At 53.7% G+C, this 17,121-nt stretch carries 12 protein-coding genes; 4 read left to right on the forward strand and 8 right to left on the reverse strand.

The window, feature by feature from the left end; all coding sequences use genetic code 11:
* Window positions 1-9: 9 nt before the first annotated feature.
* Genes AB9F29_RS08365 through AB9F29_RS08380 form a run of 4 tightly spaced genes read right to left on the reverse strand, consistent with a single transcriptional unit; the run spans window position 10 to window position 4,957 of the window.
* Window positions 10-1,086 carry a branched-chain amino acid ABC transporter permease gene (locus AB9F29_RS08365; protein ID WP_369755300.1) on the reverse strand — a complete coding sequence of 359 codons (1,077 nt, stop codon included), beginning with the start codon at window positions 1,084-1,086 and terminating at the stop codon, window positions 10-12.
* A 45-nt stretch (window positions 1,087-1,131) separates the two neighbouring features.
* Window positions 1,132-2,118, reverse strand: coding sequence for a branched-chain amino acid ABC transporter permease (locus AB9F29_RS08370; RefSeq protein ID WP_335584039.1), 987 nt, complete (start codon window positions 2,116-2,118; stop codon window positions 1,132-1,134).
* A gap of 41 nt (window positions 2,119-2,159) precedes the next feature.
* On the reverse strand, window positions 2,160-2,978 hold the full coding sequence (locus AB9F29_RS08375; protein WP_369755301.1) for an ABC transporter ATP-binding protein: 819 nt from the start codon (window positions 2,976-2,978) through the stop codon (window positions 2,160-2,162).
* A complete protein-coding gene (locus AB9F29_RS08380; RefSeq protein ID WP_369755302.1) occupies window positions 2,975-4,957 on the reverse strand; it encodes an AMP-binding protein in 1,983 nt (660 codons plus the stop codon). The genes AB9F29_RS08375 and AB9F29_RS08380 overlap by 4 nt, the downstream gene beginning before the upstream one ends.
* A 186-nt stretch (window positions 4,958-5,143) precedes the next feature.
* Between AB9F29_RS08380 and AB9F29_RS08385 the strand changes: the two genes are divergently transcribed.
* Window positions 5,144-7,066, forward strand: a complete 1,923-nt coding sequence (locus AB9F29_RS08385) for a PAS-domain containing protein (RefSeq protein ID WP_369755304.1) — start codon at window positions 5,144-5,146, stop codon at window positions 7,064-7,066.
* Window positions 7,063-7,764, forward strand: coding sequence for a response regulator transcription factor (locus AB9F29_RS08390; protein WP_369755305.1), 702 nt, complete (start codon window positions 7,063-7,065; stop codon window positions 7,762-7,764). Before AB9F29_RS08385 ends, AB9F29_RS08390 begins: the two co-directional genes overlap by 4 nt.
* Here the strand turns inward: AB9F29_RS08390 and AB9F29_RS08395 are convergent.
* Together AB9F29_RS08395 and fdhF are read right to left on the reverse strand one after the other, a co-directional pair.
* Window positions 7,761-8,627, reverse strand: a complete 867-nt coding sequence (locus tag AB9F29_RS08395) for a LysR family transcriptional regulator (RefSeq protein WP_369755306.1) — start codon at window positions 8,625-8,627, stop codon at window positions 7,761-7,763. The genes AB9F29_RS08390 and AB9F29_RS08395 overlap by 4 nt on opposite strands.
* 185 nt (window positions 8,628-8,812) lie before the next feature.
* On the reverse strand, window positions 8,813-11,590 hold the full coding sequence (fdhF, locus tag AB9F29_RS08400; protein ID WP_369755307.1) for a formate dehydrogenase subunit alpha: 2,778 nt from the start codon (window positions 11,588-11,590) through the stop codon (window positions 8,813-8,815).
* Between the two features lie 198 nt (window positions 11,591-11,788).
* Here fdhF and AB9F29_RS08405 point away from each other — a divergent pair, with 198 nt between their 5' ends.
* On the forward strand, window positions 11,789-12,829 hold the full coding sequence (locus AB9F29_RS08405; protein WP_369755308.1) for a saccharopine dehydrogenase: 1,041 nt from the start codon (window positions 11,789-11,791) through the stop codon (window positions 12,827-12,829).
* Between the two features lie 11 nt (window positions 12,830-12,840).
* The gene (locus AB9F29_RS08410) at window positions 12,841-13,980 is read left to right on the forward strand and encodes a saccharopine dehydrogenase family protein (protein ID WP_369755309.1); all 1,140 of its coding nucleotides are present in this window, start codon (window positions 12,841-12,843) and stop codon (window positions 13,978-13,980) included.
* Between the two features lie 18 nt (window positions 13,981-13,998).
* Here the strand turns inward: AB9F29_RS08410 and AB9F29_RS08415 are convergent, their stop codons facing one another.
* Both AB9F29_RS08415 and mutL read right to left on the reverse strand, forming a co-directional pair.
* A complete protein-coding gene (locus tag AB9F29_RS08415) occupies window positions 13,999-15,228 on the reverse strand; it encodes a DNA recombination protein RmuC (RefSeq protein ID WP_369755310.1) in 1,230 nt (409 codons plus the stop codon).
* Window positions 15,225-17,108, reverse strand: coding sequence for a DNA mismatch repair endonuclease MutL (gene mutL / locus AB9F29_RS08420; RefSeq protein ID WP_369755311.1), 1,884 nt, complete (start codon window positions 17,106-17,108; stop codon window positions 15,225-15,227). The genes AB9F29_RS08415 and mutL overlap by 4 nt, the downstream gene beginning before the upstream one ends.
* Window positions 17,109-17,121 lie beyond the last annotated feature (13 nt).

The raw sequence follows: 17,121 nt of genomic DNA on the forward strand, positions 1-17,121 counted from the left end.
CCGCCCCATTTAATGCGGGAAGGGCCACAATCTTAGTTTTTCTTTTGTCACGCGCCAAAGTTGCGCGAGGCCATGTGGTTCAGCGATGAGAAACACGATGATCAGTGCCCCTACAATCACCAGTTCAAAATGCGCCGCAATATCGGTGGGCCAGCCCAAGCCGCCCACGAGTACATTTTTCAAAAGCACCGGCATCAAAACCATAAAGGCCGCACCCGCAAAGCTTCCAAAAACACTCCCCAAACCGCCGATAATAATCATGAACAACACAAGGAAACTCTTGTTAATACCGAAGACTTCACCAACCTCAACCGACCCCAGATAGACCGAGAAAAAGAGCGCGCCTGAAATCCCTACAAAGAATGAGCTAACAGCAAAGGCCGTCAATTTGGCCTTGAGGGGGTTCACCCCGATGATTTCCGCAGCGATATCCATGTCGCGCGTCGCCATCCATGTGCGCCCGATTGTGCCGCGTGTGAGATTGCGCGCAAGCCATGCACAGGCCGTCACGAAGATCAGACAGACAAGGTATTTCGCCCAGGCGTCCGTATTTGCACCCGTCACTTCGATGCCGAAAACAGTTCTTTCGGGCGCGGAAATCTGGCCCGAAGCCGAATAGTTGTAGAACCATGGAACTTTATTAAACAGCCACACGAGGAAAAATTGCGCCGCGAGCGTGGCAACAGCAAGGTAGAACCCTTTGATGCGTAGGCTCGGCAGGCCAAATAGAACACCAACCAGCGCCGTGATTATACCCGAGATAACAACGTGAACGAGGATTGAAACATCGGGAAAGGACGTCATCAGTTTGTAACAAGAATATGCCCCAACGGCCATAAAACCGCCCGTTCCCAAGCTCACTTGACCGGCGTATCCAACAAGAATATTCAGTCCAATCGCGGCGATTGCATAGATCAGAAACGGAACGAAAACAGCGCTGGCCCAGTAATCATTGATGAAAAACGGGATAACCAAGAACGCCACAAACATAATGACGTAGTAGCCGATGCGATCAAATTTGATCGGAAAGGTCTGGTTATCTTCACTGTAGGTGGTCTTAAAATCACCGGCTTCACGATAGAGCATCAGACCCCTCCCCGTTTTTCAAGATGGTAAAATCCAAGGTCATATTTACACCCTCTCGATGATTTTTTCGCCGAACAGCCCCTGTGGGCGGAACACGAGGAACACCAGCGCAAGCGCATAGGCAAACCAGTTTTCGGTGGCGCCACCGACCATCGGACCGATGGAAAACTCAAACAGTTTTTCGCCCACGCCGATAATTAGGCCCCCCACAATCGCGCCGGGTATGGATGTAAATCCGCCGAGCATTAAGACGGGCAAGGCTTTGAGAGCGATCAACGAAAGCGAGAATTGCACGCCTGATTTTGCGCCCCACATCATTCCCGCGACAAGCGCGACAAACCCAGCGATCGACCAAACGAGGATCCAGATAAAGCGCAGCGATATGCCTACCGACAAAGCGGCCTGATGATCGTCGGCAACTGCGCGCAAGGCGCGACCCTGTTTCGAATATTGCGAGAAAAGCGTAAGTCCAGCCACCAAGAGCGCAGCAATACCCGTCGCAACAATGTCCAAACGGTCGATGAAGAAGCCATAGCCAAACCAGTTGTAGGTCACCTCTTCGACGGTTTCGGAAATGCCCTGTGGAAGGCCCACGTTTAACGCCTTGATTTCGGAGCCCCACATCAGGTCGCCCATGCCTTCCATGAAGTAGGCGAGGCCAATCGTTGCCATAAACAGGATGATATCGGGTTGGTTGACCAGATGCCGCAGCACGAACCGCTCCACAAGAATTGCCAGCCCGACCATCACAACGCCGGTTAGAATAATCGCGAGAACGGCTGGTACATGCCACCCAAATTCATGGATATCGGTTCCGAAAACCGCGTTGATGAGATGCGAGAACGGAACTTGACCGTCCATTATTCCCACAAGGGTCAGCGCGGCAAAAAGTGCCATAACACCCTGAGCATAGTTAAAGACGCCAGACGCCTTAAAAATAAGCACAAAGCCCAGCGCAACAAGGGCATAAAGCACCCCAGCCATCAGCCCGTTCACCATGACCTCAGCGGCCCAAAGGAATTGTTCAGGCATTGGCGTTCTCCACGAAATGTATTGTCGAAACGGCGGGTGATTTAGTCATGGGAGACCCCCAAATAGGCGTCGATCACTTCTTGATTGTTGCGCACTTCTTCGGGTGTCCCGTCGCCAATTTTCTTGCCGTAATCCATCACCACAACGCGGTCAGAAAGGTCCATCACTACGCCCATATCGTGCTCAATAAGGGCAATCGTTGTGCCAAATTCATCGTTCACATCGAGGATAAAGCGGCTCATGTCCTCTTTCTCCTCAACGTTCATGCCCGCCATCGGTTCATCAAGCAGCAAAAGTTTCGGCTCGGCGGCCAGCGCACGTGCCAACTCAACCCGTTTCTTAAGACCATACGGCAGACGCCCGACGGGGGTTTTGCGAATGCTTTGGATTTCGAGGAAATCGATAATTTCTTCGACTTTTTCGCGGTTGGCAACTTCTTCGGCCTGCGCCTTGCCCCACCAAATCGCCTGACTGAAAAGACTCGATTTCATATGGGTCAATCGGCCTGTCATGACGTTGTCCAAAACACTCATGCCCTCGAACAAGGCGATGTTTTGAAATGTGCGCGCGATCCCTTGCTGGGCAACTTTATACGGGCGCATTTGAGGACGTTTTTTGCCGTGAAACAGCACGTCACCTTCTTGGGGATTATAGAACCCAGAGATCACGTTAAGCATGCTCGACTTGCCCGCCCCATTGGGGCCAATGATCGCGCGTATTTCGCCTTCGCGAATGTCAAAACTGATGTCTTTGATCGCAACAACGCCGCCGAATTTCAGGGTGATGTTTTTCATTTCCATCATGACGCCGCCGATTTGACGGCCATCTGCGGTTACATATCCGATATCATTCGTGGTCATTCTGCGGCCACCTTTGCGTCTAGTGGCTGCACGGCCACATCCAATAGCGAGAGTGTTGCGCTTATTTCGCCTTTGCGACCGTCTTCGTAGGTCACTTCTGTGCGGGTGAAAATTTCATCCGAACCATCGTAAAGCGCATCAATGAGGTCAACGAACTTCTCTTCGATAACCCGACGACGCACTTTGCGCGTCCGTGTCATCTCGCCATCATCCGCGTCGAGCTCTTTGTGCAAAACGAGGAATCTGTGGACTTGGCATCCCGCAAGCATTTCATCTTGGGCGATGCTTTTGTTCGCTTCGGCAATGTGATCGCGGATGGTTTCCAAGACTTGGGGATGCCCCGCAAGTTCTTGATAGGAAGCATAGGCGATGTTGTTGCGCTCAGCCCAATTTCCCACCGCCGTTAGGTCGATGTTGATAAAGGCCGTACACATGTCCCGCCCTGCGCCAAAGACCACGGCTTCGAGGATATTGGGATAGAACTTCAGTTTATTCTCAACAAACTTCGGTGCGAACATCGCCCCTGTCGCCATTTTTCCCACGTCTTTTGCACGGTCGATAATACGCAAATGACCGGATTTTTTCTCGATGAAGCCCGCGTCGCCTGTGGCAACCCAGCCCTCAGCGTCTTTGGTTTCCGCCGTGCTTTCGGGGTTTTTAAGATACTCAACAAAAACACCTGGCGAGCGATAGAAAACCTCGCCCGTATCGGCAATACGGATTTCCACACCGGGGCTTGGGACGCCCACGGTATCGTTGCGCACTTCGCCATCGGGTTGCTGCGTTATGAACACGCTGGCCTCGGTCTGACCGTAAAGTTGTTTGAGGTTGATGCCGAGGGAGCGATAAAATTCAAAAATTTCCGGCCCAATCGCTTCGCCCGCCGTATAACCCACGCGAACGCGGCTAAAGCCAAGTGTGTTTTTCAACGGCCCATAAATCAGAACCTCGCCCAATTTGTATTTCAGGCGGTCAATACTGCTAACCTCTTTTCCGTCCAAAATCGCGGGGCCAACACGTTTCGCCAACCCCATACATTTGTGGAAAAGCCACTGTTTAAATTTCCCAGCATCCTCCATGCGGATCATGACGCTGGTTAATTGCGTTTCAAAAACCCGCGGCGGCGCGAAATAATACGTCGGACCAATCTCGCGAAGGTCCGTCATCATTGTGTCGGGGCTTTCTGGGCAATTTACACAGAAACCCGTCCAAAACGCCTGACCGATCGAGAAGATGAAATCCCCAACCCATGCCATTGGCAAATATGCGAGCACTTCATCATCAACATTCAAGTTGTCAAACTGGGACGAGGCCTTGGAGGTTTCGATGATATTGCGGTTTGAAAGAACAACCCCCTTGGGCTTGCCTGTCGTTCCGGACGTATAGAGCATAACGCATATGCTGTCGTAATTAAGCAATGCCGCACGCTTGGCCAGTTCGGGTGCCAATTCGTCACGTGCGGCAAGTCCTTGCGACATCACGTGCGAAAATTCATGCAATTTCGAGTGGTCGTATTTCCGCATTCCCCGTGGATCGAGGTAAATCATGTGCTCAAATTGCTTCAGACCCTCTTGAACCTGAATAACTTTATCGACTTGCTCTTGGTCGCCTGCGATCACGAACCGCGCACCACAATGCCCCAAAACATAGGCCATTTCTTCGGCGTTTGCGTCATTATAAAGGGGAACGGGGATCGCACCGGTCGCTTGAATCGCAACCATCGACCAATAAAGACTCGGGCGATTGCGACCGATTATCGCCACAAAGTCGCCTGTGTTCACACCAATATTAATAAGCCCTAGCGCCAATGCCTCAACATCTGCTGCGACGTCCGCCCATGTTTGGGTTTGCCAAATGCCATACTCTTTCTCACGAAAGGCGGGGCTTTTTGGAAATACCTTTAGGTTCCGCGCCAAAAGCGCAGGTATGGATTGCAAGTTCTCAGCTGCCTTTGGCAACGCTGAATTCGATTGGGCCAATGCGTATTCCTCCCTACCGTCAGCTCCCCCCGACGGTCACAGTCGCTTTTGCGATTCTCTCTCGCTCTAGCGTGGCCCTTTTTATCTAGCGGTCAAATTGTTCCTGACTATTTCCGAACTATTTCGAATTGTAACAACGCAACGTTGGGGCTTCTCCAGAGGGAAATCCCCTGATAGCGATAGGGTATGATACAATCAAAAGCCTCCATCGCGCGCTATACCCAAGCCGGTTTGAACCTTATTCAACAGGCACTTTCGATTTATGATGCCGATTTGAAACTGGTCGTCTGTAACGCGCGCTTTCAGGAAATGTTTAGCCTTCCCGAATGGCTCGTGACCCCCGGAGCGACATTTATCGACACCATTCGATATCTCACCGAGCGCTTGGAATACGGCGAAGTCGATGACGTTGAGAGCTTTGTGCAAGAACGCGTAGACGTGGCGCTCGCCTTTGAGCCCCATTACATCGAACGGGTACGGTCCAACGGTCAAGTTGTCTCCATTGAAGGGGCGCCCCTGCCGCAGGGGGGCTGGGTCACGGTCTATACCGACATCACGCCGATCAAACGCCAAGAAGCCCTTTTACGCGCACGGTCCGAAACCCTCTCGGATCAGGTCTTGAGCCACTCCGAGCAACTCGGAACAACCAACCGCGAATTGGCAGCGACGATCGGTGCGCTTGAGCAAGCAAAACGCGAACTCACCGAAATTGAGGCCCGAACGCGCCTCACGACCGAGATGATGCCAGCGCATATTGCGCATTTGGATCCGGACGGGCTGTACACCTATTCTAATCGGCGCCTGTCGTCGGTGATGCCGGGGCGTCCAAACAATATCCTCGGGTTGCATATGCGCGTGGCCCTCGGCGAGGCCGCCTATGCGAAAACGGGGCCGTATTTAGAGCGCGCGCTTGCAGGCGAAGCCTCCGTGTTTGAATTCACTGATGAAGTCTCTACCCGCCGCATTAGGGTCGCATTTACGCCGGATATACGGGAAAATGAGATCACGGGCGTGTACATTCTTTCTATGGATATCACGCAAGAAACCCAAGCCCGCGCAGCGCTTTCCCAAACCCATAAAAAGGAACTCGCCGCTCAAATGACGTCTGGTTTGGCGCATGACTTCGCCAACTTACTGACGATTATTTTGGGTATGCAGGCCCAATTGGCCCGCATGGGTTTACCCGACGACGCCAAAGAGCTGATCACCGCCACTCAAGGAGCGGCCCGACGCGGCGGTGTTTTGCTTGATAACATCGGTAAAATGTCAGGACCGCGCCCAATGCACCCTGCCCCCTGTGATGTTCCCAATCTCTTGCGCGAGATCGTAGTCTTGGCGACTCCGAGCCTCGATCAAGACGTGCACCTAACCACGTCCCATGTGGGCCTGTTAGAGCCTCTTATGTTGGACGCAGGCTCCCTTCAGGACTCACTGCTCAATTTGGTGCTCAACGCTCGCGATGCAATCGGGGCCAACTCAGGACGCATTGAAATAACCGCGCGAGCCGAACAGGATACGTGGCTCGAGATTCAAGTCGCGGATTCGGGGAGTGGATTTTCAAAAGAGGCTCTAATCAACGGTCTAAGCCCCTTTTTCACCACAAAAGGCGGCGAAGGATCAGGGCTCGGCCTCTCTATGGTTTATGATCTCACCAAGCTAGCAGGTGGGCAAGTGGCCCTGGAAAACACCGATGGAGGCGCGCGCGTCACCATTAAACTCCCGCTCAGGGCCGCACCAAAAACCGTCAGTCCAACCATGGTTCTTCTGGTCGAAGACTCGCCCGAAATTCGCCTCTCTGTACGCGATATGTTGATTACGGAAGGCCACGTTGTTATCGAAGCCGAAACGGTGCAGGAAGCGTTACAACTCGCTCAACTGTCTGGCGTCGGGATGGTAATTTCCGATATTTCTCTCCGCGGCGAAGGGACGGGCCTCGAACTAATGGATAAATTGGGCGCGTTGGGTCTAACCGTTCCAAAGTATCTCATGACCTCACGCCCCCCAAACGATCCGCTACACAACATTGCGATTACACGCTATCCTGTCCTTCAGAAGCCTTTCGATAGAAAGCAATTAACGGCTTTCCTTGCCGCAAAGGACCCCACATGACCAAGCCTCTCGTGACAATTCTCGACGACGAGCCAGAAATCCGCCGCATGCTCTCCGAAGCCCTCCAAGAGGCTGGATACCGCACAGCGAGTTTCGCCAGAGCAACAGAATTTGAAGCCTCTCTAAAAACCTCGTCGCCCGATGTATGCCTCGTTGATTTGGGACTTCCCGACAAGGACGGCCTCGCTTTGGTGCACCGTCTTGCTCTGGAAAGCGGTGCGTCAATCATCATCATTTCTGGCCGCGCGCAGGTTCAGGATCGCATCACGGGTCTCGAACTTGGGGCGGATGATTATATCATCAAGCCCTTTGATCCTTCCGAGGTGGTCGCCCGTGTGCGTGCCCGTATGCGGAGCACAAAGCCCGTCGGACGTGTTTCCGAGACGGCACATTTCTCGGGGTGGATAGCGCAATTTGACAGCTACGTTTTGCGCGATAAAGATGGTGTAGAAACGCCGTTTTCACATGCAGAAGGCGAAGTCTTGCGCATGTTTCTCAACAGCCCCAAACGCCTTATTTCCCGCGCACAGATGCAGGAAAACCTTGGCGGCGCGGCAGGCGAAAGCTTTGATCGCGCGATGGATGTCCGCATCTCGCGGCTACGCACGAAGTTGCGCGAAGACCCCAAAAACCCTCAGCTTATCAAAACGATTTATGGTGCCGGATATATTTTTCTTGGCGATGTCACTTGGGACTAACTTGCGACCTCAAATAAGGCCCTATTCTTGCGAAAAAACGCAACCAGAAGCTCTTTAAAAGCCACTACTTTCGCGTTGGCCCACAAATCTTTATGCGCCACGACCCAGATGTCGAGGAAGGGTTGCGGAGGAAGATATGGCACCAGAATGAGGTTTTGCTCGCGCCCCAAAAAGAGAGGCAACCGCGCGACACCCAAGCCCGCTTTCGTCGCCTCCAACAAGGCAGCCATATCGTCAAAAACGAGCCTAATACGGCCGTTTGGATAGGAATCCAATGGTGAGGCCATAGCGTGGGAGAAGGCGAGCCAGTTAACTCGTTTTGCTGGATCCGCCTCAATCCGTTCATACACTTCACGCGTACAGAAAGATGCCGTCTGCTGCCCCGTCAATCGCCGCCCCATCAGCGTATCACCGGGGGAATCGCTTATCCTAATTGCAAGGTCCGCCTCACGACGATTGAGGTTCAACACCTCATTGCTTGCGCGAATGGAAAGGTTCACATTTGGGTGCAGATTTAGGAACTGATCCAAGACCGTCGCGAGGTGACGACCAAACAAAAGTTGCGGTGCCGTAACTTTGAGACTTCCCGACAGTTGCGCCTCTCGTCCCGCGACCTTGAGACGAAATTCCGTTTCGGAGGTTTCCATCCGTTCGGCAAATTCTGCCGCTTCCCGGCCCGCATCGGTTGGAACATACCCTTGCGGGAGTCGATCAAAAAGTCGCGTGCCATATTGCTCTTCAGCATGGGCAATTCGTCTCGATACCGTCGTATAATTCACACCCAACGCCTGTGCTGCGGAGGACAAAGATCCGTGGCGCACCATAAATAAAATAGTGCGCAGATCATCCCAGTCGTTTCTCATTCTGGTTCCTCATTGGGCACTTTTTTGCGCGCGATTACTGCAAGCGCGCTGGCCTCACTCAAAATAGGATTTTACACCCCAGTTGAAATGTACATAGGTACCAATTCCAAATTTCCAAGACGTCTTTTGTCCCCCAAGCCAAATGACATGCGATTAATGCCTAGCGAAACGAAATTGAGCCGCTTTTAGAGCGCCTCCGACATCACGACTTTTTCCGCTCGCACCGCAGAAAACTTGAATTCCGGAATTTTTCCGTAAGGATCGATCGCTGAATTTGTCAGGATATTTGCGGCGGCCTCAACGAATGCAAACGGCAAAAATACCATATCCTCGGCAACCGCACGATCCGCCCGCGCCATCAGTGCAACGGTTCCGCGACGAGTGGTCAATCGAATGAAATCACCCGCAGTAATACCCAACGCACGCAGCGTTTTGGGGTGCAGGGAACAGTTCGCCTCTGGCTCCACCGCATCCAAAACCTTACTTCGGCGGGTCATTGATCCAGTATGCCAATGCTCCAACTGTCGACCCGTTATCAAAATCATCGGATACTCAGCATCTGGTGCCTCGTCAGGGGCAATCACATCCGCAGGCGTAAATTTGGCGCGGTTATTGTCGCGCGGGAAACCATCGCCAAACACAATGGCCTGACCGGGATCTTCAGGCGAGAGGCTGGGGTAAGTTACAGCGTTTTGTGTCTCTAACCTTGCCCAAGTGATATTCGAAAGGCTTTTCATATTGAGGGCCATTTCCGCGAAAACTTGACTCGGATGCGTGTAGGTCCAATTCAATCCCAATCGTTTTGCCAGCTCAACTTCGATCCACCAATCTTCGCGCGCATCCCCAGGAGGGGCAACGGCGGGACGCCCCATTTGCACCTGTCGATTGGTGTTGGTCACGGTTCCGGTTTTTTCGGCAAAGGCGCTCGCGGGAAGAATGACATCCGCGTAATTGGCCGTTTCGGTGACGAAAATATCCTGAACGACCAAATGCTCAAGTTTCGCCAGCGCGTCTCTGGCGTGTGTCACATCTGGATCGGACATCGCGGGGTTCTCACCCAGAATATACATTCCTCGTGTGTTTCCCGCGTGGATATCATTGATAATTTCGGTCACGGTCAGGCCCTTTTCAGCGCTAAAATCGCCACTCTGCCAAACCGAGGTAAAAGCGGAGCGAACCCCGTCATCCGTCACACTTTGATAGTCGGGCAGGAACATTGGTACTAGCCCAGCATCCGAAGCGCCTTGCACGTTATTTTGGCCGCGTAAGGGATGCAGCCCCGCGCCAGATTTACCGACATTTCCTGTCATAAGCGCCAGCGAAATCAAGCAGCGCGAGTTGTCCGTGCCGTGAATATGCTGGCTAACCCCCATCCCCCAGAAGATCATACCCGCTTTCCCCGCGGCGAATGTGCGTGCCACGTCGCGAAGAGTTTGGGCATCTATCCCACAGATGTCGGCCATTTTCTCTGGAGAGAAGTCGGCAAGATGCGCCTTTTCCGCCTCCCAATTCTCGGTCATACTGCTGATATAGGCGGCGTCGTAAAGTCCTTCCTCAACGATCACATGCATAATCGCGTTGAGTAGGGAAACATCCGCACCGGGACGGAACTGCAGCATATGGGTAGCAAAACGGCTTAGGGATTGGCCGCGCGGGTCCATAACAATCAGTTTGCCACCGCGCTTGGTGAACTGCTTGAAATAGGTCGCCGCAACGGGATGGTTTTCGGCGGGATTGCAGCCAATCACAATCGCCACATCGGCATTTTCGATTTCGTTAAAGGTGGCCGTGACCGCGCCAGAGCCGACATTTTCGATGAGAGCCGCAACCGAGGATGCGTGGCAAAGACGGGTGCAGTGATCGACGTTATTATGGCCAAATCCTTGGCGGATCATTTTTTGGAACAAGTAGGCTTCTTCGTTGGTACATTTCGCGCTGCCAAATCCGGCGACCGACGCACCGCCATGGGTATCGCGCAGATGCGCCAACCCGTTTGCCGCCACGTCCAATGCTTCGTCCCATGTTGCTTCGCGAAAATGCGTGAGGGGATTGGCAGGGTCGACGTTGAGGCCCTTTTCTGGGGCATCCTCGCGACGGATCAGCGGTTTTGTGACGCGGTGCGCGTGATGGATATAGTCAAAACCAAACCGCCCTTTCACGCAAAGCCGCCCCTCATTTGCTGGCCCATCCAGCCCTTCGACAAATTTCACGCGCCCATCTTTGACTTTCAAGGAAATCTGACACCCTACGCCGCAAAAGGGACAGACGCTGGCAACTTCACTGTCGTAATCCTCGGAATCACCTGTCTGTGCGCCATCCAAAACCGCCGCAGGCATAAGCGCCCCAGTTGGGCAAGCTTGCACACATTCACCGCAGGCCACACAGGTGCTATTGCCCATGGGATCGGCCAAATCGAATGTCGGATAGGCATCATGCCCGCGCCCCGACATGCCGATCACATCATTGACCTGAACATCACGACAGGCGCGCACGCAAAGGCCACATTGTATGCAGGCATCAAGGTTCACGCTCATTGCAACATGGGAGTTGTCTAGCAAGGGAATGCGCGGTTTTTCCAGCTGGGGAAAGCGGCTCTCGGACACACCCTGCGACGCGGCTTGCTTCCAAAACTCCGAGGATTTGTTATGGGCAACCTCTCGTTTGGGTTGGTCGGCCACTAGAAGCTCAATCACCATCTTTCGGGCGTTTTGGGCCCGAATAGACTCTGATTCTATCTCCATGCCTTCGGTGGGGCGTCGTACACAGCTTGCCGCCAAAACACGTTCGCCCGCGATTTCGACCATACAGGCCCGACAGTTTCCATCGGGATCATAGCCTTTGGCGGGCTTGTGACACAAATGCGGAATGTCCACGCCTTCACGCTTTGCGACGGTCCAAATGCTCTCGCCTTCATGTGCAACAACGTTGCGCCCATCGAGTATAAAACTGACTGTATCCGACATGCCATTCTCCCTATTACGGCCAGCTTACTCCTAAACCCATGCCCCCTGCCCACACTTTCTGCGACACATCCCCACCTTTTTCCGCCATTTCGTAGCCGATATGCGCCTCCGCGTACCCAACACGAAACTTTCACCCAATCACTACGATTGCCCATTGCACATTCTTGTCCTACTCCTGTGTCAAACAGGGAGGTGACGATGACACATTTATGGGTGCGCGCAGAGCAGCGCGAGAATGAAGATCGTGTTGGCTTGACGCCAGAAGGTGCGGCCGAACTTAAGAAAGCTGGCCTGCGTGTGACGGTGGAAAAAAGCTCCGTACGTGCTATTCCGCTTCAAGGGTACATTGACGCTGGATGCGAAATTGCCCCCGAGAATAGCTGGCCAACAGCGCCGTCCGATGCCATCATTTTCGGCCTCAAAGAGCTTCCTGATGACGGCACCCCCCTATCCCATAAACACATTATGTTCGGTCATGCCTACAAAGGCCAACCCTCTGGCCGTATCCTACTGGACCGCTTTATCGCCGGTGGCGGAACGCTCTATGATCTTGAATACCTCGTGGACATGGACGGACGTCGCGTTGCGGCCTTTGGTTATTGGGCGGGGTTCGCGGGCGCAGCTGTTAGTCTCAAATGCTGGACAGCCCAACAGCGCGGAGAGGCCTGCGCTGCGGTACACTCATATGCTGGAAAAGACGCACTTTTGGCTGAGTTAGGCTCTGAACTGCGCGGATTTACACCCCCTGTTGCTCTCGTGATTGGCGCTCTTGGGCGGGTTGGAACGGGGGCTGCGGACCTATGCGAAGCGCTCGGAGTTTACGTCACAAAATGGGATATGGCCGAGACTGCATCGGGTGGACCTTTCCCAGAAGTGCTTGACCATGAAATCTTCCTGAACTGCATCCTCGCACGCCCCGGCACGCCTATTTTCGTACCGGAAAGCGCCAAAACCGCGCCCCGCAAACTCTCGGTCATTGGCGACATTGCTTGTGATCCTGACAGCGATTTTTCACCAATCAAAGTCTATGATCGGACAACCTCATGGGAAGAGCCGGCCCTGCGGGTTGCAACCAACCCTGTGCTCGATGTAACGGCAATCGACAACCTACCTTCCATGCTGCCCGTCGAAAGTTCGATGGACTATGCGTCTCAATTGCTGCCTTCCCTCTTGACCCTAACTGACCTGTCGACTGGTGTTTGGGCACGGGCGGAAACCACTTTCAATACACATAAATAGGAGACGCCATTATGACAATTCATTGGTGTGGAACCGGCCTCTCATCCGTCCCCGGACTTCGTCGCATACTTGAAGCAGGCCATGACGTGACCGTTTGGAACCGCACATTTGAGGAGGCCGACCAAGCTGTCGGCGACTTGACCCAAAACATCAAGATTTTCGCTTTTGACGCGCTCCAAGCGGACCTCAAAGCGGGAGACATCGCCGTTTCCATGCTGCCAACCGACTTTCATTTACCCGTCGCAAAAATTTGCCTCGCAGAGAACGCGCATTTCGTTTGCTCCTCCTATATCTCGCCCGAAATGGCGGCACTGGACACCGAAGCGCGTGCGAAGGGCCTGTGTTTAGTCAGTGAAGTTGGCCTCGACCCGGGGATAGACCATTTAATGGCCCACCACCTTGTGGCCGACTATCGCGCATCGGATGCCTATGACGTGAACAACGTTATTTCATTCAAAAGCTTTTGTGGTGGTGTTCCTAAAATCTCAAATGCGTTTCGGTACAAATTTAGCTGGTCGCCAATTGGCGTGCTCAAGGCCCTTATCGCGCCAAGTCGCTCCATCCGCAATTTCACACCTCTCAATATGACCCACTCATGGGATGCCATTCGAAACTATGTGGCCCCGCTTCCCACACCTGAGACCTTTGAAGTTTACCCAAACCGCGACTCGCTGCCCTTCATGGAAGAGTACCATTTTGACGAACATTGGAAGGTCAAGGAATTCGAACGTGGCACACTTCGCCTCAATGGTTGGGCAGATGCTTGGGCCGACGTTTTCAACGAGATTGGCTCCGTGAGTGGGCCAGAAGGCGACGCACGCCTGCAGGAGATGTCAGATCAGATGTGGCGCGATCACGCCTATGAGAAGGACGAACCTGATCGCACAGTTATGTGCGTCGATTTCGAAGCGGAGCGCGACGGTATCCCCGTTTATCACAAAACATATGTGCTGGATGCGTGGGGCGATGCGCGCGGTTCGGCGATGTCGCGCCTTGTGTCCGTCACCATGACGCTGGCGATCGAATCCATTCTCAATCGCGAACTTCCTGTTGGTGTTTCCGCCGCGCCGAAGGATCTGAAATTGGTTGAGAACTGGATGACAGCAATTGAGCCACAAGCGCAATTCCTCGCGCTCAAATCCGCGCTATAACAAGATTTTCCTCGCTGATCACTCAGCAATCAGCGGGGCAACCACCTCTGGATCGGGTGCAATTTCCTCGAAATCGAAATTGTCCAAACGCTGAGCGCGACGCCCCGCTTTGTCCGCCGAGACCTTGATTTCAGAGATGTCTTTTGCGGCCTGTCCAAAATGGCGATCAAGACTCTCAACCCGCGTTCCCAAACGATCAACGTCTCCATGCAAAAGCGCCAGTTCCTTGCGGATTGCCCCTGCTTGTTCCCGCATTCTGGCGTCCTTTAGGACAGCGCGCATGGTGTGAAGCGTCGCCATACAAGTCGTCGGAGATACGATCCAAACCCGCGCCGCAAACCCTTCACGCACGATTTCAGGGAAGTTGGCGTGGAGTTCTGCATATACGGATTCAGACGGTAGGAACATAAGCGCCCCCTCCGCGGTTTCGCCTTCAACGATGTATTTCTCGCTAATCGCCTTAATATGAGCGCGAACGGAAGTGCGCATCGCCCGTGCCGCAATTTCGCGCTCAGGTTTTGTTTCCGCATTGCGCAAGCCTTCGTAGGCCTCAAGCGGGAATTTGCTATCGACAACAATCGGACCGGGAGGGTTGGGAAGGTGGATCAGACAATCTGCACGTTTGCCGTTCGATAGGGTCGCTTGGAAGGTATAGGCATCCGAAGGCAAGGCCTTGGTCACGATATCATTGAGCTGAATTTCGCCAAACGCGCCGCGCGTCTGCTTATTAGACAAGATATCTTGTAGCCCCAAAACGTCGCCCGACAATTTTTCAATATTGGCCTGCGCTTTGTCGATTGTCGCCAACCGCTCCTGCAATTCCGTCAGGGATTTCGTGGTCCGAACCGAACTACCATGAACGGAAGCGTTAAGTTTTTCCTGCATTTCAGCCATCGTATGTGCCGCTCTCACAGAGCTATCATGCAAGCGTTCCTGCATGTTCTGTTGCACCGCTGCCAAACGCATTTCCATCGTTTGTAGAATTTGATTGTGCGACGACGCCTGTGTTTCGGCACTGGATTGCAACCCACCCGCAAGCCGTTCCTGCCCGTTCCCTAAGTTTTCGACGGCATAGGAAAGTTGCCCCAATTGGTTCATCATCGGGCCGGTCAGTTTGGCCGCCTGCCCGCTCGCGCGGACCATTTTTCCGAGCATCACAAGCACAAGCACGACAATACATATCCCCACAAACGACGCGATTACGCGTGGGTCTGAATAGGCATAGTCAATATCGTTGATGGTAATCATGTGCGTCCGAACAGTCGCTCAATGTCCGACAGCTTAAGTTCGACATATGTTGGGCGACCATGATTGCATTGGCCAGAATGTGGCGTGGCTTCCATTTCGCGCAACAACGCGTTCATTTCATCGGCTTGCATACGGCGCCCCGAACGGATGGACCCGTGACACGCCACCCGCGACAGGATCGCCTCAATCCGCGCCTGAACGGAATGGCTGTCCCCCAAATCGGAAAGCTCGTCCAGAATATCAAGAATCATCCCGCGCGCATTCACTGTCCCTAAAATCGCAGGGGTTTCCCGCACCGCAATTGCGCCCGCGCCGAAGGGTTCGATCACCAGCCCAAACGTTTTAAGTTCTTCAGAAACTGAGAGGATTTCTTCTGCGCCCCCTTGGGAAAGCTCGATAATATCGGGGATTAAAAGGGCCTGTGTCGCGACACCATTCTGCGCCATTTGCTTTTTCAGCTTCTCGTAAACCAATCGCTCATGCGCTGCATGTTGATCAACAATAACCATGCCGTCTTTGGTTTGCGCCACGATATAATTTTCATGCACTTGTGCCCGAGCGGCTCCCAAAGGAAGCGCGTTATGGCTGGCAACCTCATGCGCGTCCTCAATAAGCGGCTCTACTCGGGCTGAAGGAGCCGAAAACCCGCCTTCCGCGAACCCAAAATTGCTGGAGGGAGGCGGTGCGGTATACGCCCCGTAAGATGCGCCGGGGGCGGAACGGTCCATCTGGTAAATCCGCGGCGCTCCGGCGCTTGGTTCAGACGTTTCAGGGCGAAACGCCCCGAGTGTTGCATTCGCAACGGTGGTACTCGCGCGATGCCCCGCTTGCGCCAATGCATGACGGAGGGCCGAAACGATCAACCCACGCGCCACACCGGGTTCACGGAATCGGACCTCGGATTTTGCGGGGTGAACATTCACATCAACCCGTGTTGGCTCGACCTCTAGAAACAGAACTGCCGCAGGGTGACGGTCGCGCGAAAGGAAATCGAAATACGCGCCCCGCAACGCCCCAACGAGCATTTTATCCCGAACGGGGCGACCATTCACAAACAGGAATTGCGCAACGGACGACCCGCGCGAATAGGTCGGAAGGGCCGCATAACCCGTCAGCGAAATACCTTCGCGTTCGGCATCAATCAGCAGCGCATTCTCAGCAAATTCCGCACCCAGAATTTTGCGCAAACGCGCATGGAGCGCATCAAAAAGGTCACCGTTTTCTGGATCCGCGCGAAAGGTAACCCGCTCGGCCCCGCCGCCCGATGCATCCCGCAAGATAAACCCAACGTGTGGTTCCGCCATCGCCAAACGCTTGACGACATCCGTGATCGCACCCGCTTCTGCGCGGTCGGTCCGCATAAATTTCAGCCGCGCAGGAGTGGCATAAAACAAGTCACGCAATTCTACGACCGTTCCCGACGTAAGGGCCGCGGGTTTTACGGCGGATTGAACACCTCCTGCGGTCGAAATCGTCGCGGCCTCTTCACCTTTTGGGCGGCTCGTAATTTTCAGGCGCCCAACTGCACCGAGGGAAGGCAGCGCCTCTCCGCGAAAACCGAATGTATGAATGTTAAGAAGATCACTGCCGTCGATTTTACTCGTGGCGTGCCGCGCCATCGCGAGAGGCAAATCTTGTGCTGGAATCCCACATCCGTCATCCACCACGCGGATAAAGGTCTTGCCTCCATCAGCATAGGTGATCTCAATTCGGGTGGCCCCCGCGTCGATTGAATTCTCAACCAGCTCTTTAACCGCAGATGCTGGCCGCTCCACCACTTCACCCGCCGCAATCCGATTGATTGCGGAGTCGTCGAGTTGACGGATTACAGGCATCGTGGCGGTACTATTTGGGCTCATATTGGGGTTTCCATCAGGCATACCACTAGGATTA

The sequence above is a fragment of the Falsihalocynthiibacter sp. S25ZX9 genome (assembly GCF_041205405.1).
In the GTDB taxonomy this organism is placed as follows: Bacteria; Pseudomonadota; Alphaproteobacteria; order Rhodobacterales; family Rhodobacteraceae; genus Falsihalocynthiibacter; species Falsihalocynthiibacter arcticus.

Coding starts and splice junctions, on each gene's coding strand:
- AB9F29_RS08395 (WP_369755306.1), bottom strand. CDS start 8,627: ATGAGAAACGACTGGGATGATCTGCGCACTATTTTATTTATGGTGCGC.
- AB9F29_RS08370 (WP_335584039.1), bottom strand. CDS start 2,118: ATGCCTGAACAATTCCTTTGGGCCGCTGAGGTCATGGTGAACGGGCTG.
- AB9F29_RS08390 (WP_369755305.1), top strand. CDS start 7,063: ATGACCAAGCCTCTCGTGACAATTCTCGACGACGAGCCAGAAATCCGC.
- AB9F29_RS08405 (WP_369755308.1), top strand. CDS start 11,789: ATGACACATTTATGGGTGCGCGCAGAGCAGCGCGAGAATGAAGATCGT.
- AB9F29_RS08410 (WP_369755309.1), top strand. CDS start 12,841: ATGACAATTCATTGGTGTGGAACCGGCCTCTCATCCGTCCCCGGACTT.
- AB9F29_RS08415 (WP_369755310.1), bottom strand. CDS start 15,228: ATGATTACCATCAACGATATTGACTATGCCTATTCAGACCCACGCGTA.
- AB9F29_RS08385 (WP_369755304.1), top strand. CDS start 5,144: ATGATACAATCAAAAGCCTCCATCGCGCGCTATACCCAAGCCGGTTTG.
- mutL (WP_369755311.1), bottom strand. CDS start 17,108: ATGCCTGATGGAAACCCCAATATGAGCCCAAATAGTACCGCCACGATG.
- AB9F29_RS08365 (WP_369755300.1), bottom strand. CDS start 1,086: ATGCTCTATCGTGAAGCCGGTGATTTTAAGACCACCTACAGTGAAGAT.
- fdhF (WP_369755307.1), bottom strand. CDS start 11,590: ATGTCGGATACAGTCAGTTTTATACTCGATGGGCGCAACGTTGTTGCA.
- AB9F29_RS08375 (WP_369755301.1), bottom strand. CDS start 2,978: ATGACCACGAATGATATCGGATATGTAACCGCAGATGGCCGTCAAATC.